The following is a 26014-nucleotide window of genomic DNA, read 5'->3' on the forward strand; positions in this document are numbered from 1 at the left end:
GGGAAACCGGCGGAGGCACGACCGACGCTGGGTGGCGTGGTGTCGGGTGTGCGCTGGGCACGCGAATGATCTTGCAACCTCGAGTGCGCTCGAGGTCAAGCCGGTTCAACGATCGGCGTGGACCAGCGGCGCGAGGAACCCGGTGACCTGCGCTGTCGAGGGCAGGCCCAGCCTGCGGCCGAGGACATCGGGAGCGTCGGCGACGGCGCGGCATCGATCGGGGTCGGTGTTGGCGGGATCGGCGGAGTAGCGCTCGCCGACCATGATCGCGCGCCCTGCCTCCCGTCCGGTGCGCAGCTCGTAGACGGTGATCTCGTAGGTCGCCCGGAACAGATTGACGGTGCGTCCGATGGGAGCGCCCGGCGCGGCCGGGAGCTGACAGGTCTGGACGAGATCGCCCAGGCTGGTCTGCCGCATGCAGGCGATGAGCTGGACCGAGGACGTGTCGCTGGGATTCCACGCCGGCGAATCGCTGGCCCCGACGATGGTGGCGAGCTCACCCGAGAGATAGATCGGGCGCGCACCGTCGCGCTGGTACTCCGCGGCGTTCGGGAACGGCTTGCGGTCACCGCACATCCGGTCGTAGTCCGCCATCTCGAACCGGCTCGCCTGCACCGCGGTGATGGCGAAGAACCCCGCCCCGAACAGGGCGATGAACAGCAGCAAGCCGATTCCGGGACCGATCCGCAGTCGCCGTCGCTCGCGGGGGCGGCGCTCGCGCACCGGAGTATTGCGCCAGCGTTCGAGCAGGGACGGCCCGCCGGACCGGTTCGATGCCCGTGCCCGCGTGCGATTCGACGCGACCGGACGAGCTGGTGTCCGCCCCTGGTCGACCCAGTCGCTCCAGTGTTCGGAATCGTCGAACCGGTCGGGGTGCCGGGGGAAATCGGGCTCGTGCGGTGCCGACGACGACCATGCCGCGGCCGCGGCGGTACCGGTTGCGACGGTGCCTGCCGCGATGGCGTAGCCGGGTGCCGCGACTTCCGGATCGTCGGGATCCTCGTCCTCGGACCAGGGTTCGTCGTCGTAGGCCTCCTCGTCGTCGGTCGACGACAGCTCGGCTTCGTGCGGAATCCCGGTATTCGCGGCGCTGCTCGACGAGGGGGAGCTGCTCGGAGATTCGATGACCTGCGCTACCTCCGGTTCGGCGAACCGATCGTCGGTCGACTTGACCAGCGACACAGCATTTCCCGCACCTTCGCTGGTCGGCAACGCTGCGGCGGAGTCCGTCCGGGGGACGGATTCGTTCCGCTCCGCCACGCCGGTAGCCGTTTCGACGGGTGACGGATCATCCTCGGCTGCGCCGCCACTGCCGGAAACCGCGACGCTCGCTTCCTCCGCGGCCGATCCTTCGCTCACCGCCCCGACCGATCCGTCGCCTGTGCTCTCGGGCAGATCGACACCCTGTCCGTCGGGGTCCGCGCTGTCGGGCCCGGTGCGGGCGACCAGCGCAGACCCTGGCGCAGGGGCGGTTTCCGCGCTGGGGGCACTGTCCGGCGCGGAAACGGGAGTTCCGGTTTCGTCGGAAGAGTCCGCCGCGGGCAACTCCACCGCCCGCTCCTGCTCATCCGCTGTGTCCTCGGAAAGCTCGGCCGAGTCCGCTGTGCTCGGCGACGACGCATCCCGCGAGTCGTCCGCTGTGGCAGTCATACTCACCAACCCCGCCAACGGCGCGGCGGCGCCGATCGAGTTCTCGCCGGGCGTCGGGTCATCCTCGGTGGTCGTGGTGACCACGCTCGGCGCCTGCTCGGCGGATTCCTGCTGGGATGCCACCGCATCCGCGTCCGGCGCCCCGTTCGACGGCCACGGCCGATGCGTGAGCCGATCGATCGCCGCGAGGAATCCGGGAGTGCTCGCCTGCGCCACCCGGGTACCCGCCCGCGACGTGCCGCCTGCCCCCGCGCCTGCGGCGCCGTCGTCGGCCTGCCCGAGCCCGACCGAGGTGGGCGCCGGCTTGCTCGTGGTCGACGGGGCGAGCCGCGCCGGAAATCCCTGGTCGGCCAGGGCGACCCGGGAGGGCAGCAGGCGGCTGAGGTTCAGCGCCGCGAACACCCGGCGCACATCGTTGACGCTGAGCCGGACCGTGCGCCCGGTCTCGGCGTGGAAATAGTCGCGCAGGGACGAGGCATCCTCGCGTTCGATCAGCACCGCCCGGTACCCATCGGCGATGCGAGCCTCCTCGAGGGTGATCTGGGCGCCGGGCTGGGGGACCAGCGCGACCACCGCGTTCACCCACCCGAAGATCCCGGACTGCTGCAGCAGATTCTTGGCGGCGAACACCTGCCTGCGCACCTGGACGAACGGATTGGGCACCCGCACCGCGTGATAGAGCGCGGCTTCCTCGCCGTCGACCGTCCACGGACCGTTGGGCGGGGTGGCGAGCACGCCGTCCTGGCGTGCGGTGAACCCCTTCACCTCCACCACGGTGGCGCCCTGGGGCGTGCACACCAGGGCGTCGACCTCGACCGATCCGCCCCGGCTTTCCGGCACATGGCAGCGGAAGATCGCCACGCCCCCTACCTCGGACGCGGCCCATTCCCGGATCGCCGCCGCGACGATCTCTTCTGCGCCTTCGAGTTCGGTTTCGTCCGCGACAACGACGATCACCACGACCCCCTGAGCAACCGATTGCGGACCCCTACCAGGATACGACCTCCGTCGGCGACATCGAAACCGAATCTTGTTGCCGAGCAACAGGATCGGCAATATCGATTACCGCTCTCACCGAGCACCGCCGGAGGCGGGCCGGGCGGTGGCGTCGGCGGGGGACGGCGAATCCCATTCCCGCGGTGGGCGGGTCACCTGACCTGCGACAACGGCCGTTCCCGTCGGCCGGTGCACGGCGAGAAAGCCGAACGGCCGATCGATGTGCACGGCGGTGACGGTCGCCCACCGTTCGACAGGTGCGCTGCCGGTGCGCATCGCGACGGCGGTGATCGCGGCGGCCTCGAACCCGGCCGCGTCGAACCGGGCCATCACGTGCTGCCCGGCCGTGCTCACGGCCAGCGGGTAGTCGGAGATCCCGGGCAGGCGCGCGGACTCCACGCTGCTCGCTGCGGCCAACCCGAACAGCTGGGGGTGGTCGGTGAGGTCGTGTGCGCTGCGGACCTCGAACGGCGGGAGCTGGAGGTCGACACTGTCCCCGCCGAAGGTCTTGCACCGCGTCACCGTCAGGCACGGGGCCGTCGTATCAGGAGTGGGCGTGCCCGGTGCGGAATTCTCGTCGTCGAGCGCGGCCAGGCCGACGGCCAGTGCCTGCCGCGGCCCCTGTGTGCCGATCAGCAGGTGGACGTCGAGATCGCCGGTGCCGGTGACCATCACCCGGGTGACGTCGCCGCCGAGGACGGTGACGCTGCCGTCGGCGTGGCTGCGCCGGGACAGCCCCGGCCCCTGATGTCCCTGCCGCGGCCCGGATTCCGGGGACCACCGGATCAGCTGGAACGGCCGCACCCAGCGGGTCCGGGCGACCAGGGCCGTGGCCAGTGCGAAGGCCGTCGAGGCGTCCACGGTGACCGGGAACTTCTCGATCAGGCCGCCTGTGCGTTCGCTCGCCCAGGCGTCGAGGGCGGCTCGGTCCAGCAGCGTGCCCGCGGTACCGGCGGGCATGCTGCGGACCCATGCGTCGCGCAGGGTGATCCCGGGTCGTACCCACGCGCCGGTCGCCACCGCGATCTCGGCCGAGGAATCGAGCGACCGCAGCAGCGCCAGCCCGGCCGCGTGTGCCGACTCGGCCGAAACCCCTACCGCCGCCGTCAGTTCCACTCGAGCTGCCCCTTGTGCCGCCCCCGCCAGCACCGCGAGCAACGGCCACGCACCCGCCCCCGACACCAGGGCATCATCGTCGGCGAAGGTCGTAGTCCATCGTGCGGTCAGCGCATTCGACGAACGAACAGGCAACGCCAATCGACTCCCCATGCCCGGAATCCTACGACCCCGACCGGCTCACCGACCGCCGCCGTCTGCCTATCGGCCACCCCGGAGGCCGATTCGCGCGGGGTTGTCCGTCGACGACGCCGGCGTGCTTCCTACGGCCGCAGCAGGATCGTGCCGAGGGCGCTTCGCTGCTCGAGCATGCGGTGAGCCGTCGCGGCCTCGGTGAGCGGCACGACGGAGTCGATCGCGACGGTCAGTTGTCCTCGCGCGGCGGCGTCGAGGGCGGCCGCGCGCTGACGTGCGACCTCGGCGAGCCAGGCCGCGCCCGCGCAACCGGTGAGGGTGAGTCCGCGCAGGATGAGGTCGACGGCGGTGAGCTGGGTGGGCAGGCCGGCGAGCCAGCCGTAGCTGAGGATGCGGCCGGTGCGCGGGGTGATCAGGTCGAGCAGGGGTGTCACGGAGTCGCCGCCGATCGAGTCGAAGACGACATCCACGGTGTCGGTGGCCAGGGTGGCGCGGAGCTGATCGGCCCAGTCGGGGGCGGTGTGATCGATCACCTCGGCGGCGCCGTGGGTGCGGGCGAGGCGGGCCTTCTCGGTGCCGCCCGCGGTGGCGACGACACGGACCCCGGCCGCCGCGCACAGCTGGGTGAGGACGCTGCCGACGCCGGTCGCGGCTGCCTCGACCAGGACGGTGTCGCCCGGGGTGAGCGCCGCGGTCGCGACCAGGGCCAAGGCGACCGAACCCGGCATCTGGGTGGCGGCGGCGCGATCGGTGCTCAGGCCGTCGGGGATGACGGTCAGCGCATCCGCCTCGGCCGCCACGAGTTCGGCGTACGCGCCGAAACCGCTGGTGGCGGCGACGACCCTGGCGCCGAGCAGTGCCGAATCCACGCCGACGCCGACTTCGGTGACCGTGCCCGCCGCCTGGAAACCGAAGACCTCGGGCAGCGGGGCGGGGAAGGGGAACGTCCCTGCTCGCACCAGGGTCTCCGGGTAGAGCACCGGGATCGCCTCGGCGCGGACGAGGACCTGCCCGGCGCCCGGTCGCGGTGCGTCGACCGCGCGGGGCACCAGCACCTCGGGTGCGCCGGTCTCGGTCATTACGATTGCCTGCATCAGAACTCCATAAGTTGACTGCCGGTCCAGATATCCGAACGATATGGACCGGCGGTCAACTTGTCAACGGATCGGCGGCCGCCGAGGAAGCGATGTCATGACAGGCCCACGCCCCACCGAACGCGCCGACGCCGCGCGCAACCGTCGAGCGATCCTCGACGCCACCGCCGCGCTGCTGGCCGAACACGGCGCGGCGGGGGTGACCATGGATCGGGTCGCCGCCGCCGCGGGCGTCGGCAAGGGGACCATCTTCCACCGCTTCGGCAGCCGTGCCGGCCTGCTGTACGAGCTGGTGGCCGAGGGGGCGATCGCGTTGATGGCGGCTGTGACGAGCGGGCCGCCGCCGCTGGGTCCCGGCGCCCCGGCGACCGACCGGCTACTGGCCTTCTTCGACGCGATGACGAGCATGGTCACCGACGACGTCGAACTGATCGCGGCCTACCGGGCCATGCCCCCGCACCCTCGCAGCGCGGAATTCCACGCGTTCTGGGCCGAGCACATCACCACCCTGCTGCACGAGGTACGCCCGGAGATCGACGCCGAGACGGTCGGCGCGCTCCTGCTGTCGACCCTCGGTGGGGAACTCGCGCAGCAACTGGCCAGGGCGGGCGAGGTCGACCGGTTGCGCGCGGGGGTGCGAGAACTGGTGCGTTCGGTGCTGATCGCAGCGTAAGCCTGGCGGCGCGGTCCATGCCGCCGAGGAGGCGTCGTCAGCGCACGTTGTGCGGGCGGAACTGGATGCTGATGCGCGGTCCGACCGGTCGCGTGGTCTTGGGGACAGCGTGCTCCCAGGTGCGCTGGCAGGCGCCGCCCATCACCAGCAGATCGCCGTGTCCGGCGGTGAATCGCACGCTGGCCCCGCCGCCGCGTGGGCGCAACAGCAGTGCGCGAGGCGCGCCCACGGAGACGATCGCGACCATGGTGTCGTGGGTGGCGCCGCGACCGATCGTGTCGCCGTGCCAGGCCACGCTGTCGCGGCCGTCGCGGTAGAAGCACAATCCGGCGGTGCGGAAGGGTTCGCCGAGTTCGGCCGCGTAATGGCTGCTCAGCGCGTCGCGCGCGGCGACGAGAATTCGGTCGGGGAGCGGATCGTGCTCGCCGAAGAACGAGACGAGCCGTGGCACGTCGACGACCCGGTCGTACATGGGTCTGCGTTCGGCGTGCCACGGCACCCGCTCCGCCAACCGGTCGAACACCACACTCGCGCCGCTCAGCCAGCCGGGGAGGACATCCACCCAGGCCGTGGCGTCGAGGCGGGTGCGCCGGATCGTCTCGATCGAACCCAGCGCAACCGCATCACCGTCGAACAGTGAACCTTGCAGGGGCAGCGACATGTCGACAGTCTAGCGCGCGTTCGAACGTATGTTCGGTCAGTGCCAGTATTCGTGCCGCGTGCCATCGGTGTCGGCGACGAACACGATCGCGTCGGCGCCCGCGAGCCCGGCGGGCTCGAACGGCAGGTGACCGGGCACGATCGGCTCGCCCACGCCGATCGAGGCCGGGAGCGCGGCGCGCAGCGCGGACGCGGGGAACAGCGCGCGGCGGTGCGTGGCCGCGGCCAGCTCGCCCTGGAGGGTGCCCGGGAGGCTCTTCGGGTTCGCGTCGGTGGCTACGAACGCGTAGCTCTCGCCGAGGCTCATCGCGACGAGCGCGCCCGCGCCACACCAGTGCGCGTCGTCGCCGCCCATGGTCAGCGTGGATCCGGCGCGCTGCAGGTGCACGTTGTGCGCGAAGACCAGGGCCGGTCCCCGGTGCTGCTCCGCGGCGACGATCGCGAGCAGGTTGTCGGCCATCATCTCGGCGCGCACGCTGAGCAGGGTCGCGATGCGATCGGCGCCGGGTGTGGCCACGGCCGCGTGGTAGCGCAGCAGGCCGAGGGCCGTGCGCGCGTTGGCGAGGGCGAGGTCGTAGCCGGCCGGGTCGGCGGGCCGCAGCGCCGGTGCCGCGCGGCGCAGCGCGCTCACGATGTCGTCGGCCACCACGCGCAGCGCGCGGGCGCGGTCGGAACCGCCGATCGAGGCGGCGGGGTCGTACACGGCCGCCGGGTTCGTCCAGTCGGCGTCCTCGCCCAGCAGGGTCTCGAGGTCGCGCAGGGCGGCCGGTCGCAGTGGTTCGGGCAGATACCCGCCGGCCGCGGTCAGGGTAGGGCGCGGGCTGGGGACGTCGGTCTGCTCGAGCGGCGCGTCGAAGCCGTAGAAGCGCAGACGGTCCGCGGGGGGGCGGCCCGCGTTGTAGCTGCGCAGCCATTCGACGAGTTCGCGATTGCCGGGCACGGCGCCGAAGCGGTGGCTGAATCCGGTGGCGAGCACCGTCTCGAGGTCGGTGGTGGTGGCCCCGTTGATGTAGTCGTCGACGATCGCGGCGGCGAACAGATCGGACTCCAGCGCGATCGACCGGAATCCGCGCTCGGCCAGCTGCGCCAGGAGTTCGTTGCGCAGCAACGGAAATGCCGCGATCCCGTGGGTGGGCTCGCCGAGTGCGAGCAGGACCGGCGGTTCGGCACGGCACGCGAGCAGATCGTCGACGGCACGACCCAGGCTCGCCGCGTCGTCGAGTTCGCGTGCGAGTTCGCGGGGCGTGGTGGCGGTAGGCATGAACACTCCTTGATCGGCGGGCATGCCTTCGACAGTATCGTTGAAGGTTCGAGTGAAGCTTTCGCGGATTTTTACTGGTGAAAGCCGAAAAAAGCCTCAAAGGAGGGGTGTCTTGCGGCCGATCGATCTGGCCAGGGAACACGGCTTGTCCGCCCAGGCGATCCGCAACTACGACGAGGCGGGAATCCTCGGACCCGCCGACCGCGGCGCGTCCGGCTACCGCCGCTACACGCCCCGGAACGCACAGGCGCTGCGAGCCTTTCTCGCTTTGCGTGGGGGACACGGGCATCAGCAGGCGGCCGCGATCCTGCGGGCCGTCCACCGGGGCGATCGTGAATCCGCGTACCGGCTCATCGACGGCGCGCATGTCGCGTTGCTCGACGAGCGCGCCACCCGCACCGAGGTCGCCACCGCGCTGGGGAGTCTGTCGACCACCGCGCCCGCCCCGATCGCCGGTCGAGCGCTGAGCGTGGGCGAGCTCGCGCGCCGGATCGGAGTGCATCCGGCGACCTTGCGCACCTGGGAAACCGCGGGCATCCTGCGCCCCGACCGCGACCCCGCAACGGGCTATCGCCACTACGAGGCGGCGGGAGTGCGCGACGCCGAGATCGCGCGCCAGCTGCGGCGCGGCGGCTATCGGCTGACCCAGGTCGCGCAATTCGTCGCGTCGCTGCGCGCGGCGGGTGGGGCCGCCGCGCTGAGCACGTTTCTGCAGGACTGGCAGGACCGGCTGACCGCGCGCAGTCGGCACCTGCTCGCCGGTGCGGCCCAGCTCGACGGCTACCTCCGCATGCTCGACGAGCCGCAATAGCGCGTGGTGATCGGCGAAAGCCGGAGTGGGCGAACCGAAGACGTTCCTCGCCCCTTCCAAGGTATAGCCGACCGGGGGGCTTGCGGCAAGACCCCGGTCGTCCTGCAGAATCGCTCCTCGACGTTCGGACCGGCGAAAATGGGAGTGACGCACGTGCGTGAAATGAAGACCGACGTGATCGTTGTCGGCGCCGGACCTGCCGGACTGATGCTCGCCGGGGAGCTGTCCCTGGCCGGGGTGCGCCCCATGGTGCTCGAGCGGCGCGCGGAGCCGGGCACCGCCCACAAGGCCAGTGGCCTCGGCGGCCGGATCCTGGACCTGCTGCGCTACCGCGGTCTGCTCGACCGCTTCGCCGCCGTCGGCAGCCCGATCCCGGCGCCGATCTTCCCGTTCGGCGGTATGCACGTCGACTTCACCCCGCTGGCGGACGGGCCGATGGACGCGATGGGCATTCCGCAGGCGCGGGTCGAACAACTGCTCGCCGAGCGGGCCGTCGAACTCGGCGCCGAGATCCGCCGCGGACACGAGGTGACCGCGCTCGACCAGGACGACGACGCTGTGACCGTCGAGGTCACCGGACCGGACGGGCTGTACCGGGTCCGTGCGCAGTATGTGGTCGGGTGCGACGGCGGGCGCAGCCGGATCCGGGAACTGGCCGCGATCCCGTTCCCCGGCAACACCTTTCCCGAGGTCAACCGACTCGGTGTGGTGGCGCTGCCGGACTCGGTCGCCGTCCTCGACGACGGCGGGATCGATGTGCCCGGCCTCGGTCCGATTCGGCCCGGCTTCACCAGGACCGAGCGCGGGGTCTTCGCGATCGGTCCGGTGCGGGCCGACGAGCGGGTGATGTTCTTCCAGACCACCGAGGACGACCTCACCGAATACGACAACGACGATCCGCTGACGCTCGCCGAACTCGGTGCCAGCGCCCAGCGGGTCCTGGGCGCCGAGCTGCCGCTGGGCGCGCCGGTCCGGTTGTCGCGCTACCAGTTCCAGGCCCGGCGGGCCGAGCGCTACCGGGCAGGCCGGGTCCTGCTCGCCGGTGACGCCGCGCACCTGCTGCCCGCCACCGGCACGGCGCTCAACGTCGGCATGCTCGACTCGGTCAACTTGGCGTGGAAGCTGGCCGCCACGGTGCGGGGCACCGCCCCGGCCGGACTGCTCGACACCTACCACGACGAACGCCACGCCGCGGCGGGCCGGGCCCTGCAGCAGACCCGTGCTCAGGCCGCACTGCGCCGCGGTCAGGACGAGGCCGCCGACGCCCTGCGCGCGGTGTTCCAGGAACTGTTCGCCGACGAGCCCGCGCTGCGCAGGCTGGCCGGCATGATCTCGGCCGGCGACGTCCGCTACTCGGTTCCCGGCACCGATCCGCACCCGTTGGCCGGCGCCTTCGCGCCCGATCTCCCACTGCTCACCGAACAGGGCACGACCTGTGTCGCCGAACTCCTGCATGCCGCACGGCCGGTCTTCCTCGACCTCGCCGACCGCGCGGACCTGCGGAAACTCGCCCTTGCCCGCGAACCTCGGATCGTGATCGTCACGGCCGAGACCGAGGACCGGCCCGCCGACGCGCTGTTGCTGCGGCCCGACGCCTACGTCGCCTGGGCCGCGGGCATCGACGAATCCGCCGATGTCGCGACACCCGCGCTGCGCGCCGCGCTCGACACCTGGGTCGGTCTGCCCTGACCTGGCCGTCGCGGATCAGCGGACGACGGTGGTCGCCTGCTGGATCCGCGACAGCTTCTCGGGATTGCGCACCACGTAGAGGCCGGTGATCGCACCCTCGTCGAGCCGGAGGGTGACGATGCTGTCGAGCTTGCCGTCGAGCCGCAGGAGCAGGGCGGGCGCGCCGTTGATCTGGGTCGGCTCGGTCGACACCACCCCGGGGAACCGGGGCAGGCCGCCCGCCATCAGCCGCGCGACCTTGTCGGCCCCCACGATCGGCCGCACGACCGCCTTGACCACGCCGCCGCCGTCGGCGAGCAGCACCACCTCGGGCGCGAGCAGGTCGAGCAGTCCCTGCAGGTCGCCGGTCTCGACCGCCCGCGCGAACGCCGCGAGCGCGTCGCGGCTCTGCGTCGAGGACACCGGGCCACGTGGCCTGCGCGCGGCCACGTGGGCCCTGGCCCGGTGCGCGATCTGGCGCACCGCGGCCGGGCTCTTGTCCACGGCTGCGGCGATCTCGTCGTAGGCCAGGTCGAACACCTCGCGCAGGACGAACACGGCCCGTTCGATCGGCGCGAGCGTCTCGAGCACCAGCATCATCGCCATCGAGACGCTGTCGGCCAGCTCGACGTCCTCGGCGACATCCGGCGCGGTGAGCAGTGGTTCGGGCAGCCACGGCCCGACGTAGGTCTCCTTGCGCCTGCCGAGGGTGCGCAGCCGGGTCAGTGCCTGCCGGGTGGCGATGCGGACGAGATAGGCGCGCGGATCACGGATCTCGGCCTGCTCGACGTCGGCCCAGCGCAACCAGGTCTCCTGTAGCACGTCCTCGGCGTCGGCGGCCGAGCCGAGGATCTCGTAGGCGACCGTGAAGAGCAGGTTGCGGTGCGTCACGAAAGCCGCGGTGGCGGCATCGGTTCCGTCGCTCATGGATGGTCCTGTCTGTCGGTGCCGGTCATGCCCATGAGACGCCGCCGCCCGCCGGGGTGTGACAGTGGGGTCGGTCACGCTCCGGTTCCGCGTTGAAATCCGTCCCCGGCTGTGGATTACTCCGGGAATGGATGCGATCTCGACGACCGAGCGGCCCGCCCGTACCGTCCTGCCCGGCTGGTCGGTGCCGCTGGTGTTCGTCGTCGGCGCGACCTCGCAGTATCTCGGTGCCGCCCTGGGCGTGTTCCTGTTCGACACCACCGAACCCGCGACCGTCGCGTGGCTGCGCGCCGCCGCGGCCGGGCTGGCGTTGCTGGCCTGGCGACGACCGTGGCGCAGCCGGTGGACCCGGCGGGGGATCGCGGTGGCGGCCGGGTTCGGTGTCGTGACGGTGTCGATGAACATCGTGTTCTACGAGGCGATCGCGCGGATTCCGCTCGGTACCGCCGTCGCCATCGAGTTCCTCGGCCCGGTGGCCGTGGCCACACTCGGCTCGCGGCGGGCCAGGGACGTGCTCGCGGTCGCGCTGGTCACCGTCGGGGTGCTGCTGCTGGCCGGGGTGCAGTTCGATGTCGAGCCGGTCGGGGTGGGGTTCGCGGTCGCGTCGGCGGTGCTGTGGGCCGCCTACATCCTCGTCGGCAAGCGGGTGGCCGACGCCGGTGACGGCCTGGACTCCCTCGCCGTCGGCATGGCGGTCGCCGCGGCCCTGCTCGCGCCGTTCGTCCTGATCCCGCAATCGGCGATCGACCCGTCGGTCTTCGCCGATCCCCGCACCTGGCTGTTCGGGCTCGGCGTCGGCGTGCTGTCGAGCGCGGTCCCGTACGCGCTGGACCAGGTGGTCCTGACCGCGGTCGGCCGGGCCCGCTTCGCTCTGCTGCTCGCGCTGCTCCCGGCCACCGCCGCCGTGGTCGGCGCGGTCGCGCTGGCCCAGCGCCCGACTGTCCCCGAGCTGACGGGTATCGCCCTGGTCATGCTGGCGCTGACGGTCAGCGCGCTGCCCACCCGGCAGACCGCCCCGGAACCGCCCGCCCCGCTGTAGCGCTCCGTCAGGAGATCTTCGCGAGAATGTCGACCGCGACAGCCGTCGCGGCGGTGCGCATGTCGTCGTCGGACAGGTCGAGGTCGCCCATCATCGACACGCTCCAGCTGATCGCCAGCAGCGCCTGGCGGGCGTGATAGACGTCCAGTGGCGCGTGATCGGGGGCCGTCATGAGATCGGCCAGCACCCGGAACTGGTACCGCAATCCCGCGCCGAATCCGAGATCGCGGAAGGCGGGCTGGTTCTCGTGCCAGAACCGCACCATGTCGCGGCCCAGGCTGTGCAGCAGGTCGCTGTAGCGGCGCAGGATCTGTTCGGCACGTTCGGGTCCGGGGGGAGCCTGCTCGGCCCAGGTGACGATGTCGTCGATGCCGCGCCGCAGGTCGTCGGAGAGACTGACGACGATGTCCTCCTTGGTGCGGAAGTGGTAGTACAGCGCCGCTTTGGTAACGCCGAGGCGTTCGGCGATCTCGCGCAGCGACGTCTTCTCGTACCCGCGTTCGGAGAACAACGCCATCGCCACCGCGCGAATGCGTTCCCTGGTATCGCTTCGACGTCCGTCCACGGGGCTTTCCTTTGCTTGACGACCGGCTAGGAGGAGCTTACCGTCGATTCGTGACCGAGATCACTAGCCGGTCGTCAAGTTAGTTGTGAGGAGGGGCACCATGACGAAGACCCACGCACCCGCGGCCGGAGCCGCGCTGACCGCCCTCGGCGTCGCGCTGATCAGGGCCCGCGAAACGCGCAGGCCCGACCGGCTCTACGGCGACCCGCTCGCCGCGGCCTTCGTGGACGCCGCGCGCCGCGACTTCACCCGCACCGACGAAGGCGCGGCACGGTGGGCCCGGGTCGAGTCGCTGGCCGAGGCGTTCTTCGAGGGCCGTTCGGCCGGGGTGCGGCTGGCCGACGACCGGGTCGCCGAGGTCGTCGCCGACGGCGTGACCCAGCTAGTCCTGCTCGGCGCCGGGCTGGACACCCGTGCCTACCGAATGGAACTGCCCGCCGACGTCGTCGTCTTCGAGCTCGATCTGCCGGAGTTGTTCGCCTTCAAGGAGCCCGTGCTGCGCGCGGTCGCCGCGCGGCCGACGGCGCGACGGGAGGTGCTGCCGCTGGATCTGCGCGCGGACTGGGCGACTCTGCTGCGCGAGCGCGGTTTCCGCCCCGACCTGCCGACGCACTGGGTCGACGAGGGCGCGCTCCCGTATCTCCCCGTCGCAGACCACGTCCGGGTGCTGGAGACGCTGAGCTGTCTGTCCGCGCCGGGCAGTCGCTTCGGCCTGAGCCGCTTCGCGGTCGACCCCGAAGCACCGCACTATGCCGAGCTGCGTCGCCTGGTCTCCGGCGACGCGGCGGCGCCCGGCTCACGGGACGACACCGCGCGGCCGGGGGAGCGCTGGCTGATCGAACACGGCTGGCGCACCGAGTTCCGCGCCTGGGACGACCTGGTCGCACCGCTCGGACGCCCGGTGGCGGTCGGTGATCCGCAGGTCGGCGTGGTGCTCGCGGTGCGCGACTGATCGTGGTTGACCCTGACGTAGCGTCAGGGTCGACGATGCGGGTATGAACACATCGTTTCCCGCTTTCGAGATCAGCCCCGTCCCCGTTCCCGGCCCGGATGCTGTGGTGCCCGAACCGTTCCGCGGGATCTACGGCATGCCGATGTTCGTCACCGTCCCGACCAGGGACCTCGCCGCGTCGGTCGATTTCTGGGTCCGTGGGCTCGGCTTCTTCGACCTGTTCACGGTGCCGGGTCAGCTGACCCACCTGCGCCGCTGGGCATTTCAGGACGTGCTGCTGGTCCCGGGGGACCGTCCGGCCGACGCGCCGACCACGACCGTGAGTTTCTCCTGTGTGCTCGCCGAGATCGACGGCATCGTCGCCGCCTGCGAGGCGGTGACGCCCGGCTGCACGGCCGGGCCCCGGGTCATGCCGTGGAATTCCGTCGAAGTGGAGGTCCGTACCCCGGAGAACCTCCGCGTCATCATGACGGCGGCCCAGCAGTGGGACCCGGACAGCCCGGCGGCCGCGCATCTGCGCTCGATCGGCATCGAGTCGCCTGAGCGATGACGAGCGCCGGGCACGGCACACTGGAGGCCGTGTCCGAACCGCTCACCGTCGGCGTCGCGGCGGAACTGCTCGGCGTCACCACGCGCACGCTGCACCATTGGGACGCGGTCGGGCTGGTGCACCCGTCCGACCGCACGTCCGCCGGTTATCGCCTGTACACGGCGGCCGACCTGGTCCGTGCCCAGCGCGTGGTCGTCTATCGCGAGCTGGGCGTGCCCCTGGACGAGATCGGCGCGCTCCTGGACGCGCCAGCCGCCGACGCCCTGGCCACCCTGCGCAGGCAGCGCGACGCCCTGCACGCCAGGATGCGGCGGTTGTGGCGCACGACCGAGGCGATGGACCGGATGATCGAGGCCAGGGAGTCGGGCATCCGGCTCAGCCCCCAGGATCAGGTCGCGATCTTCGGCGGCGACTGGCAACCTTCCTGGGTCGCGCAGGCCCGCGAGAAATGGGGCGACACCCCGCAGTGGACCCAGTACGCCGAACGCGCGGCCGACCGATCGGCGCAGGACTGGCAGCGCATCGCCGAAGACACCGCCGCCCTGCACGCCGACTTGGCCGATGCCCTCCGCGCGGGCGTCGCGCCGGGCAGTGCCCGCGCCGACTCGCTGGCCGAACGGCATCGCGCGTCGATCGCCGTGTACTTCGACTGCACGCACCCGATGCACGTGTGTCTCGGTCGCCGCTACGTCGGCGACCCGGAGTACACGGCCTTCTACGACGCCATCGAGCCCGGCCTGACCAGCTGGCTGAGCGCGGTCATCGATGCCAACGCCAGGGCGCACGGCGTCGATCCGGAGACGGCTACCTGGGACTAGTTCGTCGCCGAACGAGCTGTCACAGTGATGATCCGGCGGCGAGCCGAACGATGCGGCGGGCAGGATCCGCTCGACGCACCTCATTCGGCGAACCCGAACAGCGGCACCGCGAGCACCAGCGCGGCGAGCGCACCCACGTCGATCCGTGCCACCCGCAGCGTCCGCGCATCGAGGGCACGGGGACCGATCGCCATCGTGAGCACAAGAAACGAACCGGTGCTGAGGATTCCGGCCGCGATGGTCACCGGCCGCGCCGACGGCACGAACGCGCCGACGATCAGCCCGATCCCGACCAGCGCGAGCAGCACGGCCCGATGCCGCAGCAACAACTCGAGATCCCGGTTCGGCACGTCTGTGCCGTAGGCCGTCGCTGCTCGCCCCGGCGCGATCGCGACCACACCCGGCAGCACATGCACCAGCCCCACGACCACCAGCAACACCGCGCCGACGACCTCCGCGACCATATATCCACCCTCTCCTCCGACACCGTTCGTGCAAGCATGGCGTTATGGGCGCAGCACCACTTCCGGAAACGTGCCGTCCTGCGCCGACGGTGTGGCTGTGGGCCGGGCACGCGATCTACCGGGGGCCGTCGCTGCGGCTGGACCGCCACTGCGGGTCGGTGGGCTGCCTGGCGGTCGGGCTCGACGGGCCGTTCACGATCGACGCCGACGCGATCGGCACCCGAACGTTGCGCAGCGTTCTGGTGCCGCCACGCACACCGCACCGGATCGTCGCCGACGGGCGAATGCTGTTCTGCTACCTCGATCCCGGCTCACCGCGCGCCGCGGGCTGCCGGAGCCGGATGCGCGCGGACACCGGTGGTTTCGGCATCGCCCACGTCGACGAGTCGACACTGATCCGGCTCGCCGAGGGTGACACCGCCCCTGACGATCTCCTGGACCTGGTGTCCGGAACGGCAGGCCCTGACCTCGATCCCCGGATCGCCGCCGCGACCGCCCTCCTGTGCGCGCACCCAGCTGCGGATCTCTCCGCCGATCAGCTCGCCGCCGCGGTGCATCTGTCGAAATCGCGGCTGCTGCACCTGTTCTCCGCCCAGGCGGGTACCAGCTTCCGGCGGTACCGGGTGTGGGCGCGCATGCTCGCCGTCGGCCGGGCGGTAGCCGAGGGCGCCGACCTCACCACCGCCGCGGCCGACGCCGGATTCGCCAGCCCGTCGCATTTCAGCGACACCTTCCACGCCCTGTTCGGGCTCACCGCCGCCGACCTGCTGGGGTCCGGGGTCCGGATCGTCGTCGAGGATCCGGGCTTGCTTCTCCCCCGAGGGGAGACGGCACGCTGAGCGTCATGGACGACGACACCCTGTTCACGATCGGCGACGTGGCCGCCCGAACCGGCTTGACGGTCAAGGCGATCCGTTTCTACGCCGACCGCGGCATCGTGGCGCCGACCACCCTCAATCCGGCGGGCCACCGCCGCTACGACACCGCCGCCCTCGCCCGCCTGGAACTGGTGCGCACGCTGCGCGCTCTCGGCATCGACCTCGCCACGGTGCGCCGGGTGCTCGCCCGCGAGGCCTCGATGACCGAGGTCGCCGCGACCCACGCCGACGCGCTCGAGGTCGAGATCCGGGCGTTGCGGGTCCGTCGAGCGGTGTTGCGCGCGGTGGCCGCCCGGGAACCGACCCCACCGGAGATGGATCTCATGCACCGACTCGCCACCCTGTCCGCCGCCGAACGACACCGCCTCATCGAGGACTTCGTCGACGACACCTTCGGCCGCTACGCCGCCAACCCCGCCATGGTCGAGCTGGTCCGCGCCGCGGTGCCCGAACTACCCGACGATCCGTCGCCCGATCAGCTCGCGGCCTGGATGGAACTGGCGGAACTGGTGCGCGACACCGACTTCCGTGACGCGGTGCGGCGCATGGCGGCCTACCAGGCCAGGGAACGTGCCGCGGGCGACACGACCGGCCTGCACCACGAACTCACCGAAGCGGTCCGTACCGAGGTCGCAGCAGCCGTCGACGCGGGTGTGGCTGCCGACAGTCCGGCCGCGCGACCGGTGCTCGACGCGCTCACCGCCCGCTACGCGAGCACGTTCGAGCGCCCCGACGACCCGGCGCTGCGCCGATGGATCCTCGAACGCCTCGCGGTCGCGAACGATCCACGTGTGCACCGCTATTGGCGGTTGCTGGCCGTGGTCAACGGCTGGCCGGAACAGCCGGACCTGACGCCGGTGTTCACCTGGTTCGCCCAGGCTCTGCAGGCGGCCACCGCCTGATTGCCGCTCGCCGACTGTGACCCCGCGCCACGGTCGGCGAGCAGGCTCAGCCCTGCGTCAGATAGTTGTAGACCTCGTGGATCGTGATGGTGGGTTCCGCGCTCATCCCGACCTCCCGACTCAGCGGCCGGAGGGTGGTCTCGGCGAACTCCTGGAACTGGCCCGCCGACTCCCACACATCGGTGACATGGAATCCGTCGTCGGTCTTGCGCGCCACGTGGAAGACCATCCCTGGCCCGCCCGCCCCGCCGTGCACGAAGCCCATCTTGTCGAGCACCTGGTCGTACTGATCGAGCGTCGCGCCGGTGAAATCGAGTTCGACGACTACAGCCATGACGTCATCTCCTTGCCGAAGGGTCGTGCGGAAGTGCGCACGGGATCGCTCGCCGCCACGGCGGCCGAGCTGGAGTGGAGCGACTGTCGGGCCCGGCTCGTCGACGAACGGGGTCGGAGAGGATCGCCGCGACCCGGCGCTCCGATCGGGCCACGCTGTGCGCTGAGCGTCAGCACCACCCCGCGCGAACGGCTGTGGCGCGCGTCACAGTGTAGTCGGCGCCCCGGGGGCCGACAAGCACCCACACGTGTTCGCGCGGCCCCGGGCGATGCCCGCGCACTTCGACTGGCACGACGTGGACTCGTGGCCCGATCCGTGAACGTCTCGACGACGCCGGACTCGCGGCCTTGTGCGCACGACTGTCGGTGTGGTTCGGGCCCGCCACCGACCAGGGCGCGGACGGCTCGTGAATACCGTCACGTGCTGTCTCGGCCGGGCGGCGCAGCCGAGACGTGAAACCCCAGCGCTCACTGGGCTTTCTGTCGGTGTGTGATCGGCGACGCACCGCCCCGGGCCGCGTGGGGCTTCGTGGCCGCGCTCACAGGCGGGCCTACCTGGTCAAAGGCCGGTCAGGACGCTGATAGGGTGGAGCGCGAGTTAGACATCCTTTAACGGACCGTCCGGTGAGGCGGGGAAGGAGGTCGGCATGGCTGTGCCCGAACGGGCGGCCAAAACCGGCGCGGGCGAAACATCGCAACGGCACACTCCGGAGTGGGTGGCAGCCGGGCGCGAGCTGTTGTCGCCCTCGGACGTGAATCGGACCGTCGCGCGCATCGCCCATCAGATCATCGAGAAGACCGCCCTGGATTCCGGCGACGCCGACGCACCGCGGGTGGTTCTCATGGGTATCCCGACGCGCGGCACCACCCTGGCCAACCGGCTCGCCGCCAAGATCGAGGAATTCTCCGGCGTGCGGCCCGCGCTGGGCTCGCTCGACATCACCCTCTACCGCGACGACCTGCGCAGCCGTCCGCACCGCCCGCTCGAGCGCACCTCCGTGCCCGACGGTGGCATCGAGAACGCCCTGGTGGTCCTCGTCGACGACGTGCTGTTCTCCGGCCGCACTGTCCGCTCGGCCCTCGACGGCCTGCGTGACCTCGGCCGCCCCCGCGCCGTCCAGCTCGCCGTGCTCATCGACCGCGGCCATCGCGAACTGCCGATCCGCGCCGACTACGTGGGCAAGAACGTGCCGACCTCGCGCGCCGAGGACATCTCGGTCCTGCTGACCGAACACGACGGACACGACGGTGTGTATCTGCACCAGGAGGCGCAAGCGTGAAGCACCTGCTGACGGTCGCCGATCTCGATCGGGGCACCGCCACCGAACTTCTCGACGAAGCCGAGCGCTTCGAACAGGCCCTGCTCGGCCGCGAGGTGAAGAAGCTCCCGACGCTGCGCGGCCGCACGGTGATGACGGTGTTCTACGAGAACTCGACCCGCACCCGGGTGTCGTTCGAGGTCGCGGGCAAGTGGATGAGCGCCGATGTGATCAACGTGAGCGCGTCGAGTTCCTCGGTCTCCAAGGGCGAATCGCTGCGCGACACCGCGCTGACCCTGCACGCGGCCGGCGCCGACGCGCTGATCGTGCGCCACCCGGCCTCCGGCGCCGCGCACCAGATCGCGCGCTGGATGGAGCAGTGGGCGCGCGAGGAGAACCGCGCCGCGCCCTCGATCATCAACGCCGGCGACGGCACCCACCAGCACCCCACCCAGGCGCTGCTCGACGCGCTGACCCTGCGCCAGCGCCTCGGCGACATCGAGGGCAAGCGGATCGTGCTGGTCGGTGACATCCTGCACAGCCGGGTGGCCCGCTCCAACGTGATCCTGCTGAACACCCTCGGTGCCGAGGTCGTGCTGGTCGCCCCGCGCACCCTGCTGCCGGTCGGGGTCGAGGCCTGGCCGTGCCGGGTCGCGACCTCGCTCGACGCCGAACTGCCCGGCGCCGACGCGGTCATGATGCTGCGGGTGCAGGCCGAGCGGATGAACGGCGGCTTCTTCCCGTCGGCCCGCGAGTACTCGATCAACTACGGACTGTCCGAGCGCAGGCTCGGCCTGCTCGGCGACGACGCGGTGGTGCTGCACCCCGGTCCGATGCTGCGCGGCATGGAGATCGCCTCGGCGGTCGCCGACTCGCCGAAAGCGGCGGTCCTGCAACAGGTGACGAACGGAGTGCACATGCGAATGGCCGTGTTGTTCCGGCTGCTCGTCGGCACCCAGGAGGTGGCGGCGTGAGTGAACTGCTGATCAAGAATGTCCGGCCCTACGGTGAGGGCGAGCCGGTCGACGTGCTGGTGCGCGGCACCGTCATCGCCGAGATCGGCGGCGGCATCGCGGCGTCGGCCGAGGCCGAGGTGATCGACGGCGGCGGCCAGATCCTGCTGCCCGGCTTCGTCGACCTGCACACCCACCTGCGCGAGCCCGGCCGCGAAGACACCGAGACCATCGAAACCGGTTCGGCCGCGGCCGCACTCGGCGGCTACACGGCGGTGTTCGCGATGGCCAACACCAATCCGGTCGCCGATTCGCACGTCATCACCGATCACGTGTGGCGACGCGGCCAGGAGGTCGGCCTGGTCGACGTGTTCCCGGTCGGCGCGGTCACCGTCGGGCTCGAGGGCAAGCAGCTCGCCGAGATGGGCACCATGGCCGCGGGTGTCGGCCAGGTGCGGATGTTCTCCGACGACGGTCACTGCGTCTACGACCCGCTGATCATGCGCCGCGCGCTGGAGTACGCGAACTCCCTCGGCGTGCTCATCGCCCAGCACGCCGAGGAGCCGCGCCTGACCAAGGGCGCTGTCGCGCACGAGGGCCCCAACGCCGCCCGCCTGGGTCTGGCCGGCTGGCCGCGCGCCGCCGAGGAGTCGATCGTCGCGCGCGACGCGCTGCTGGCCCGCGACGCCGGCGCCCGCGTGCACATCTGCCACGCCTCCACGGCGGGCACCGTCGAGCTGGTGAAATGGGCCAAGTCCCAGGGCATCTCGATCACCGCCGAGGTCACCCCGCACCACCTGCTGCTCGACGACTCGCGCCTGGAGACCTACGACGCGGTCAACAAGGTCAACCCGCCGCTGCGCGAGTCCGCCGACGTGACCGCCCTGCGCCAGGCGCTGGCCGAGGGCGTCATCGACTGCGTCGCCACCGACCACGCCCCGCACGCCGAGCAGGACAAGTGCTGCGAGTTCGCGGCGGCCCGCCCCGGCATGCTCGGGCTGGAAACCGCGCTGTCCATCATCGTGCAGACGATGGTGCGACCGGGTCTGCTCGACTGGCGCGGCGTCGCCCGGGTGATGAGCGAGAAGCCCGCCGCGATCGTCGGCCTCGACGACCACGGCCGCCCGATCGCCGTCGGTGAACCGGCCAACCTCACGCTGATCGACCCCGACGCCGAGTGGACGGTGCACGGCGCCGAGCTGGCGAGCATCTCGAACAACACCCCGTTCGAGGACATGACGTTCCCGGCTCAGGTGTCAGCCACCGTGCTGCGCGGCCGGGTAACTGCCCGCGAGGGCAAGGCGGTCGGGATCTAGGGAGGCCAGGAACGTGGAAAGAACTCTGTGGGTACTGGGGTGTCTGGCCCTGTTCCTCCTGTGCCTGTGGCTGATGTACCGAGCCTGGCAGAAGAAGGCCGCGCGGCAGCAGGCACGCATCGGCGAGCTGCCGACGGTGCCCGCCGAGCTGGGCGCGCAACTACTGGAACCGACCACCGGCCTCTACCTGGGCAGCACCATCGCGCCCAGCTGGCAGGACCGGATCGCGGTCGGTGACCTGGGATTCCGGGCGACCGCCGAACTGACGCGGTTCGAACGCGGAATCCTGCTCGAACGCGACGGGGCGACGGTGATCTGGATTCCGCAGGAATCCGTGGTCGCCGTGCGGACCGAACGCGGACACGCGGGCAAAGTGATGACAGAGAATGGTGTGCTGGTAATTCGCTGGACACTGCCGACCGGAACCGAGATCGATACCGGATTCCGGGGCGACGACAAGACGGTGTACCCGGCATGGACCGCGGATGCGACCAGGGCGACGACGGGAGACGACGAATGACGAAGACAAAGGCAGCCCTCGTGCTGGAGGACGGCCGCGTGTTCCGCGGTACCGCCTTCGGCGCCGAGGGCCAGACCCTGGGCGAGGCGGTGTTCTGCACCGCGATGACCGGGTACCAGGAGACCCTGACCGATCCCAGCTACGACCGCCAGATCGTGGTGGCCACCGCCCCGCAGATCGGCAACACCGGCTGGAACGACGAGGACGACGAGTCGGGCAAGATCTGGGTCGCCGGCTACGCCGTGCGCGACCCCTCGACGATCTCCTCGAACTGGCGCGCCACCGGCACCCTGCAGGACCAGCTCGACAAGCAGAACGTGGTCGGCATCGCCGGCATCGACACCCGCGCGGTCGTGCGTCACCTGCGCACCCGCGGCTCGATGAAGGCGGGCATCTTCTCCGGCGCCGCCCTCGCCGACGACGCGGAACTGCTGGCTCGCGTGAACGGTCAGCCCTCGATGCTCGGCGCCGACCTGGCCGAAGAGGTCAGCACCGACGGCATGTACACGATCGAGCCGGTGGGCGACCACCGCTTCACCGTGGTCGCGGTCGACCTGGGCATCAAGACCAACACCCCGCGCATGTTCGCCGAGCGCGGCGTGCGCACCCACGTGGTGCCGTCGAACACCTCCCTCGACGACATCCTGGCGCTGAACCCCAACGGCGTGTTCCTCTCGAACGGCCCCGGCGACCCGGCCACCCAGACCGGCGCGATCGCGCTGACCCAGGGTGTGCTCGAGCGCGGGATCCCGCTGTTCGGCATCTGCTTCGGCAACCAGATCCTGGGTCGGGCCCTGGGCCGCCAGACCTACAAGATGAAGTTCGGCCACCGCGGCATCAACATCCCGGTGGTCGAAGCGGGCACCGGCCGCATCTCCATCACCGCGCAGAACCACGGCTTCGCCCTCGAGGGTGAGAAGGGCGAGGTGTTCGACACCCCCTTCGGCAAGGCCGAGGTCTCCCACATCTGCGCCAACGACGGCACCGTCGAGGGTGTGCGACTGATCGACGGTCGCGCCTTCTCGGTGCAGTACCACCCCGAGGCCGCCGCAGGCCCGCACGACGCCGCATACCTGTTCGACCGTTTCGCCGGTCTCATGGAAGGAGCCTGATGCCTCGCCGCGAGGATCTGAAGCACATCCTGGTGATCGGCTCTGGCCCGATCGTGATCGGCCAGGCGTGCGAATTCGACTACTCCGGTACCCAGGCGTGCCGGGTGCTGCGGTCCGAGGGACTGCGCGTATCGCTGGTGAACTCCAACCCGGCGACCATCATGACCGACCCCGAGTTCGCCGACTCCACCTACGTGGAGCCGATCACCCCCGAATTCGTCGAGAAGGTCATCGAGAAGGAGCGTCCCGACGCCATTCTCGCCACCCTGGGCGGCCAGACCGCCCTCAACACCGCGGTCGCGCTGCACGAGCGCGGGGTGCTGGAGAAGTACAACGTCGAGCTGATCGGCGCCGACTTCGACGCCATCCAGCGCGGTGAGGACCGGCAGAAGTTCAAGGACATCGTCGCCAAGGTCGGCGGCGAGAGTGCCCGCAGCCGGGTCTGTTACACCATGGACGAGGTCCGCGAGACCGTCGCCGACCTGGGTTTCCCGGTCGTCGTGCGCCCCTCGTTCACCATGGGCGGCCTCGGGTCGGGCATGGCCTACAACGACGAGGACCTCGACCGTATCGCCGGTGGCGGCCTCGCCGCCTCGCCGACCGCGAACGTCCTGATCGAGGAGTCCATCCTCGGCTGGAAGGAATTCGAGCTCGAGCTCATGCGCGACGGCCGCGACAACGTGGTCATCGTCTGCTCGATCGAGAACGTCGACCCGATGGGCGTGCACACCGGTGACTCGGTCACCGTCGCCCCGGCCATGACGCTCACCGACCGCGAGTACCAGAAGATGCGCGATCTGGGCATCGCGATCCTGCGCGAGGTCGGCGTCGACACCGGCGGCTGCAACATCCAGTTCGCGGTCGACCCGAAGGACGGTCGCCTGATCGTCATCGAGATGAACCCCCGCGTCTCGCGCTCCTCGGCGCTGGCGTCGAAGGCCACCGGCTTCCCGATCGCCAAGATCGCCGCCAAGCTGGCCATCGGCTACACCCTCGACGAGATCGTCAACGACATCACCGGTGAGACCCCGGCCTGTTTCGAGCCGACCCTGGACTACGTCGTCGTCAAGGCGCCGCGGTTCGCGTTCGAGAAGTTCCCCGGCGCCGACGCCACCCTGACCACCACCATGAAGTCGGTGGGCGAGGCGATGTCGATGGGCCGCAACTTCTCCGAAGCGCTGGGCAAGGTGTTGCGTTCGCTCGAGACCAAGGCCGCCAGCTTCTGGACCCTCGACGACGGACAGTGGGCCCCGCAGGATCCCAGCGATCCGGCGTCGGTGCGCGACGCCATCGAGGCCATCCTCGCCGACCTGCGCGTGCCCACCGAAGGCCGCATCTACCAGGTCGAGCGGGCGTTGCGCTTCGGCGCGAGCATCGAGGAAGTCGCACTGGCCTCCGGTGTCGACCCGTGGTTCGTCGCCGAGGTCGCCGGCCTGGTCGCGCTGCGCCAGGAAGTGCTCGACGCGCCGGTCCTGGACGAGGACCTGCTGCGCCGCGCCAAGCACTACGGCCTGTCGGACCGTCAGCTCGCCGCCCTGCGGCCCGAGCTCGCGGGCGAGTCGGGCGTGCGCTCGCTGCGCCACCGCCTGGGTGTGCGGCCGGTCTACAAGACCGTCGACACCTGCGCCGCCGAGTTCGAGGCCAAGACCCCGTACCACTACAGCTCCTACGAGCTGGATCCCGGCGCGGAGTCCGAGGTCGCGCCGCAGCGTGAGCGCGACAAGGTGATCATCCTGGGCTCGGGCCCCAACCGCATCGGCCAGGGCATCGAGTTCGACTACTCGTGTGTCCACGCGGCGCAGACCCTCTCGGCCGCGGGCTACGAGACCGTCATGGTCAACTGCAACCCCGAGACCGTCTCCACCGACTACGACACCGCCGATCGCCTCTACTTCGAGCCGCTCACCTTCGAGGACGTCCTCGAGGTCTACCACGCCGAAACCGAGTCGGGCACCGTCGCCGGTGTGATCGTGCAGCTCGGCGGACAGACCCCGCTGGGCCTGGCGCAACGGCTGACCGACGCGGGCGTGCCGGTCGTCGGCACCTCCGCGGCCGCGATCGACCTGGCCGAGGACCGCGGCGAGTTCGGTGACGTGCTCGTCGCCGCCGGGCTGCCCGCGCCCAAGTACGGCACCGCCACCACGGTCGAGCAGGCCAAGAAGATCGCCGCCGAGATCGGCTACCCGGTGCTGGTGCGCCCCTCCTACGTGCTGGGCGGTCGCGGTATGGAGATCGTCTACGACGAGACCTCCCTCGAGGGCTACATCTCCCGCGCGACCGAGCTCAACCCCGAGCACCCGGTGCTGGTCGACCGCTTCCTGGAAGACGCCATCGAGATCGACGTCGACGCCCTGTGCGACGGCGAGGAGGTCTACCTCGGCGGCGTCATGGAGCACATCGAGGAAGCCGGTATCCACTCCGGTGACTCCGCCTGCGCGCTGCCCCCGATCACCCTGGGCCGCAGCGACATCGAGGCCGTGCGCCGCTCGACCATCGCGCTGGCCAAGGGCATCGGCGTGAAGGGCCTGCTCAACGTGCAGTACGCCCTCAAGGACGACATCCTCTACGTGCTCGAGGCCAACCCGCGCGCGAGCCGCACGGTGCCGTTCGTCTCCAAGGCGACCGCGGTGCCGCTGGCGAAGGCCTGCGCGCGTGTCATGCTCGGCGCCACCATCGCCGAGCTGCGCAAGGAAGGCATGCTGCCGCCCGAGGGCGACGGCGGCCACGTGCCGCTGGACGCGCCGGTCGCGGTGAAGGAAGCCGTGCTGCCCTTCCATCGGTTCCGTCGCGCCGACGGCTCCGGCGTCGACTCGCTGCTGTCGCCGGAGATGAAGTCCACCGGCGAGGTCATGGGCATCGACGCCGACTTCGGCACCGCCTTCGCCAAGAGCCAGGCCGCCGCCTACGGCTCGCTGCCGACCGAGGGCACCGTGTTCGTCTCCGTCGCCAACCGCGACAAGCGCGCCATGGTGTTCCCGATCAAGCGCCTGCACGATCTGGGCTTCCGCATCCTCGCCACCGAGGGCACCGCGGAAACCCTGCGCCGCAACGGCATTCCGTGCGAGCAGGTGCGCAAGCACTCCGACCCGGAAGCCACCGACCCGGCGACCGGCATGCCGGAGGCCTCGATCGTCGAGCAGATCCGCGACGGCGAGATCGACATCGTGTTCAACACCCCCTACGGCAACTCGGGCCCCCGCGTGGACGGCTACGAGATCCGCACCGCCGCGGTGGGCGCGAACATCCCGTGCATCACCACCGTGCAGGGCGCGGCCGCGGCGGTGCAGGGCATCGAGGCGAGCATCAACGGCGGCATCGGCGTGCGCTCGCTGCAGCAGCTGCACTCGGTGCTGCGGGGCTGA

At 70.9% G+C, this 26014-nt stretch carries 24 protein-coding genes; 15 read left to right on the forward strand and 9 right to left on the reverse strand.

The genetic code is table 11. The features are described from left to right. Positions 1-105: 105 nt before the first annotated feature. From ACIO52_RS13620 to ACIO52_RS13630, 3 genes are all read right to left on the reverse strand, one after another. On the reverse strand, positions 106-2607 hold the full coding sequence (locus ACIO52_RS13620) for an NERD domain-containing protein (RefSeq protein ID WP_402643938.1): 2502 nt from the start codon (positions 2605-2607) through the stop codon (positions 106-108). Between the two features lie 114 nt (positions 2608-2721). Then, entirely contained in the window at positions 2722-3873 is a 1152-nt protein-coding gene (locus ACIO52_RS13625) for a serpin family protein (protein WP_402644435.1), read from the reverse strand. 152 nt (positions 3874-4025) lie between these two features. Further along, positions 4026-4991 (reverse strand): zinc-binding alcohol dehydrogenase family protein, encoded by a 966-nt coding sequence (locus tag ACIO52_RS13630; protein ID WP_402643941.1) that lies wholly within the window; start codon positions 4989-4991, stop codon positions 4026-4028. A gap of 97 nt (positions 4992-5088) precedes the next feature. Here ACIO52_RS13630 and ACIO52_RS13635 point away from each other — a divergent pair, with 97 nt between their 5' ends. After that, a complete protein-coding gene (locus ACIO52_RS13635; protein WP_218721647.1) occupies positions 5089-5664 on the forward strand; it encodes a TetR/AcrR family transcriptional regulator in 576 nt (191 codons plus the stop codon). Between the two features lie 37 nt (positions 5665-5701). On the opposite strand, the gene ACIO52_RS13640 is transcribed toward ACIO52_RS13635, so the two are convergent. Together ACIO52_RS13640 and ACIO52_RS13645 are read right to left on the reverse strand one after the other, a co-directional pair. Next, positions 5702-6325, reverse strand: coding sequence for an alpha-ketoglutarate-dependent dioxygenase AlkB (locus ACIO52_RS13640; RefSeq protein WP_402643944.1), 624 nt, complete (start codon positions 6323-6325; stop codon positions 5702-5704). A gap of 36 nt (positions 6326-6361) precedes the next feature. Then, the gene (locus ACIO52_RS13645) at positions 6362-7585 is read right to left on the reverse strand and encodes an erythromycin esterase family protein (protein WP_402643947.1); all 1224 of its coding nucleotides are present in this window, start codon (positions 7583-7585) and stop codon (positions 6362-6364) included. A 112-nt stretch (positions 7586-7697) separates the two neighbouring features. Between ACIO52_RS13645 and ACIO52_RS13650 the strand changes: the two genes are divergently transcribed. Together ACIO52_RS13650 and ACIO52_RS13655 are read left to right on the forward strand one after the other, a co-directional pair. After that, positions 7698-8396, forward strand: coding sequence for a MerR family transcriptional regulator (locus tag ACIO52_RS13650; RefSeq protein ID WP_218721653.1), 699 nt, complete (start codon positions 7698-7700; stop codon positions 8394-8396). Between the two features lie 162 nt (positions 8397-8558). Beyond that, positions 8559-10085 carry an FAD-dependent monooxygenase gene (locus ACIO52_RS13655; RefSeq protein WP_402644438.1) on the forward strand — a complete coding sequence of 509 codons (1527 nt, stop codon included), beginning with the start codon at positions 8559-8561 and terminating at the stop codon, positions 10083-10085. 15 nt (positions 10086-10100) lie between these two features. Here the strand turns inward: ACIO52_RS13655 and ACIO52_RS13660 are convergent, their stop codons facing one another. Then, complete coding sequence (locus ACIO52_RS13660) at positions 10101-10991, reverse strand: RNA polymerase sigma-70 factor (RefSeq protein ID WP_218721655.1); 891 nt, start codon at positions 10989-10991, stop codon at positions 10101-10103. Between the two features lie 127 nt (positions 10992-11118). Here ACIO52_RS13660 and ACIO52_RS13665 point away from each other — a divergent pair, with 127 nt between their 5' ends. Further along, on the forward strand, positions 11119-12030 hold the full coding sequence (locus tag ACIO52_RS13665) for an EamA family transporter (RefSeq protein WP_402643952.1): 912 nt from the start codon (positions 11119-11121) through the stop codon (positions 12028-12030). 7 nt (positions 12031-12037) lie between these two features. On the opposite strand, the gene ACIO52_RS13670 is transcribed toward ACIO52_RS13665, so the two are convergent. Next, complete coding sequence (locus ACIO52_RS13670) at positions 12038-12595, reverse strand: helix-turn-helix domain-containing protein (protein ID WP_316575324.1); 558 nt, start codon at positions 12593-12595, stop codon at positions 12038-12040. A gap of 100 nt (positions 12596-12695) precedes the next feature. Here ACIO52_RS13670 and ACIO52_RS13675 point away from each other — a divergent pair, with 100 nt between their 5' ends. Genes ACIO52_RS13675 through ACIO52_RS13685 form a run of 3 tightly spaced genes read left to right on the forward strand, consistent with a single transcriptional unit; the run spans position 12696 to position 14915 of the window. Then, positions 12696-13547 (forward strand): SAM-dependent methyltransferase, encoded by an 852-nt coding sequence (locus ACIO52_RS13675; RefSeq protein WP_316575323.1) that lies wholly within the window; start codon positions 12696-12698, stop codon positions 13545-13547. Between the two features lie 43 nt (positions 13548-13590). Then, on the forward strand, positions 13591-14097 hold the full coding sequence (locus ACIO52_RS13680) for a VOC family protein (RefSeq protein ID WP_402643956.1): 507 nt from the start codon (positions 13591-13593) through the stop codon (positions 14095-14097). Between the two features lie 29 nt (positions 14098-14126). Next, entirely contained in the window at positions 14127-14915 is a 789-nt protein-coding gene (locus ACIO52_RS13685; protein ID WP_402643959.1) for a MerR family transcriptional regulator, read from the forward strand. An 80-nt stretch (positions 14916-14995) separates the two neighbouring features. Here the strand turns inward: ACIO52_RS13685 and ACIO52_RS13690 are convergent, their stop codons facing one another. Then, complete coding sequence (locus ACIO52_RS13690; RefSeq protein ID WP_218721664.1) at positions 14996-15379, reverse strand: hypothetical protein; 384 nt, start codon at positions 15377-15379, stop codon at positions 14996-14998. A gap of 44 nt (positions 15380-15423) precedes the next feature. Between ACIO52_RS13690 and ACIO52_RS13695 the strand changes: the two genes are divergently transcribed. Both ACIO52_RS13695 and ACIO52_RS13700 read left to right on the forward strand, forming a co-directional pair. Beyond that, positions 15424-16218, forward strand: a complete 795-nt coding sequence (locus tag ACIO52_RS13695; RefSeq protein ID WP_316575319.1) for an AraC family transcriptional regulator — start codon at positions 15424-15426, stop codon at positions 16216-16218. 5 nt (positions 16219-16223) lie between these two features. After that, a complete protein-coding gene (locus ACIO52_RS13700; RefSeq protein ID WP_402643963.1) occupies positions 16224-17159 on the forward strand; it encodes a MerR family transcriptional regulator in 936 nt (311 codons plus the stop codon). Between the two features lie 46 nt (positions 17160-17205). On the opposite strand, the gene ACIO52_RS13705 is transcribed toward ACIO52_RS13700, so the two are convergent. Continuing rightward, positions 17206-17493: a hypothetical protein gene (locus ACIO52_RS13705; RefSeq protein WP_316575317.1), complete on the reverse strand. Its 288-nt coding sequence runs from the start codon at positions 17491-17493 to the stop codon at positions 17206-17208. A gap of 646 nt (positions 17494-18139) precedes the next feature. Between ACIO52_RS13705 and pyrR the strand changes: the two genes are divergently transcribed. The 6 genes from pyrR to carB are packed head-to-tail and all read left to right on the forward strand — an operon-like array spanning position 18140 to position 26014. Then, positions 18140-18772 (forward strand): bifunctional pyr operon transcriptional regulator/uracil phosphoribosyltransferase PyrR, encoded by a 633-nt coding sequence (gene pyrR / locus ACIO52_RS13710; RefSeq protein ID WP_255588659.1) that lies wholly within the window; start codon positions 18140-18142, stop codon positions 18770-18772. Next, a complete protein-coding gene (locus ACIO52_RS13715; protein WP_218721669.1) occupies positions 18769-19725 on the forward strand; it encodes an aspartate carbamoyltransferase catalytic subunit in 957 nt (318 codons plus the stop codon). The genes pyrR and ACIO52_RS13715 overlap by 4 nt, the downstream gene beginning before the upstream one ends. Continuing rightward, complete coding sequence (locus ACIO52_RS13720; protein ID WP_218721670.1) at positions 19722-21020, forward strand: dihydroorotase; 1299 nt, start codon at positions 19722-19724, stop codon at positions 21018-21020. The genes ACIO52_RS13715 and ACIO52_RS13720 overlap by 4 nt, the downstream gene beginning before the upstream one ends. A 13-nt stretch (positions 21021-21033) precedes the next feature. After that, complete coding sequence (locus tag ACIO52_RS13725) at positions 21034-21540, forward strand: transporter (protein WP_218721672.1); 507 nt, start codon at positions 21034-21036, stop codon at positions 21538-21540. Then, positions 21537-22652 (forward strand): glutamine-hydrolyzing carbamoyl-phosphate synthase small subunit, encoded by a 1116-nt coding sequence (gene carA, locus ACIO52_RS13730; protein WP_218721673.1) that lies wholly within the window; start codon positions 21537-21539, stop codon positions 22650-22652. Before ACIO52_RS13725 ends, carA begins: the two co-directional genes overlap by 4 nt. After that, complete coding sequence (gene carB / locus ACIO52_RS13735) at positions 22652-26014, forward strand: carbamoyl-phosphate synthase large subunit (protein WP_218721675.1); 3363 nt, start codon at positions 22652-22654, stop codon at positions 26012-26014. The genes carA and carB overlap by 1 nt, the downstream gene beginning before the upstream one ends.

This window comes from Nocardia sp. NPDC087230, assembly GCF_044744725.1.
Lineage (GTDB): Bacteria > Actinomycetota > Actinomycetes > Mycobacteriales > Mycobacteriaceae > Nocardia > Nocardia canadensis.

What these genes read in the sequence shown, in the direction of transcription:
- ACIO52_RS13645 (WP_402643947.1), bottom strand. Translation starts at nt 7,585, where the DNA reads ATGCCTACCGCCACCACGCCCCGCGAACTCGCACGCGAACTCGACGAC.
- ACIO52_RS13680 (WP_402643956.1), top strand. Translation starts at nt 13,591, where the DNA reads ATGAACACATCGTTTCCCGCTTTCGAGATCAGCCCCGTCCCCGTTCCC.
- ACIO52_RS13660 (WP_218721655.1), bottom strand. Translation starts at nt 10,991, where the DNA reads ATGAGCGACGGAACCGATGCCGCCACCGCGGCTTTCGTGACGCACCGC.
- carB (WP_218721675.1), top strand. Translation starts at nt 22,652, where the DNA reads ATGCCTCGCCGCGAGGATCTGAAGCACATCCTGGTGATCGGCTCTGGC.
- ACIO52_RS13695 (WP_316575319.1), top strand. Translation starts at nt 15,424, where the DNA reads ATGGGCGCAGCACCACTTCCGGAAACGTGCCGTCCTGCGCCGACGGTG.
- pyrR (WP_255588659.1), top strand. Translation starts at nt 18,140, where the DNA reads ATGGCTGTGCCCGAACGGGCGGCCAAAACCGGCGCGGGCGAAACATCG.
- carA (WP_218721673.1), top strand. Translation starts at nt 21,537, where the DNA reads ATGACGAAGACAAAGGCAGCCCTCGTGCTGGAGGACGGCCGCGTGTTC.
- ACIO52_RS13690 (WP_218721664.1), bottom strand. Translation starts at nt 15,379, where the DNA reads ATGGTCGCGGAGGTCGTCGGCGCGGTGTTGCTGGTGGTCGTGGGGCTG.
- ACIO52_RS13675 (WP_316575323.1), top strand. Translation starts at nt 12,696, where the DNA reads ATGACGAAGACCCACGCACCCGCGGCCGGAGCCGCGCTGACCGCCCTC.
- ACIO52_RS13655 (WP_402644438.1), top strand. Translation starts at nt 8,559, where the DNA reads ATGAAGACCGACGTGATCGTTGTCGGCGCCGGACCTGCCGGACTGATG.
- ACIO52_RS13635 (WP_218721647.1), top strand. Translation starts at nt 5,089, where the DNA reads ATGACAGGCCCACGCCCCACCGAACGCGCCGACGCCGCGCGCAACCGT.
- ACIO52_RS13705 (WP_316575317.1), bottom strand. Translation starts at nt 17,493, where the DNA reads ATGGCTGTAGTCGTCGAACTCGATTTCACCGGCGCGACGCTCGATCAG.
- ACIO52_RS13700 (WP_402643963.1), top strand. Translation starts at nt 16,224, where the DNA reads ATGGACGACGACACCCTGTTCACGATCGGCGACGTGGCCGCCCGAACC.
- ACIO52_RS13640 (WP_402643944.1), bottom strand. Translation starts at nt 6,325, where the DNA reads ATGTCGCTGCCCCTGCAAGGTTCACTGTTCGACGGTGATGCGGTTGCG.
- ACIO52_RS13630 (WP_402643941.1), bottom strand. Translation starts at nt 4,991, where the DNA reads ATGCAGGCAATCGTAATGACCGAGACCGGCGCACCCGAGGTGCTGGTG.
- ACIO52_RS13665 (WP_402643952.1), top strand. Translation starts at nt 11,119, where the DNA reads ATGGATGCGATCTCGACGACCGAGCGGCCCGCCCGTACCGTCCTGCCC.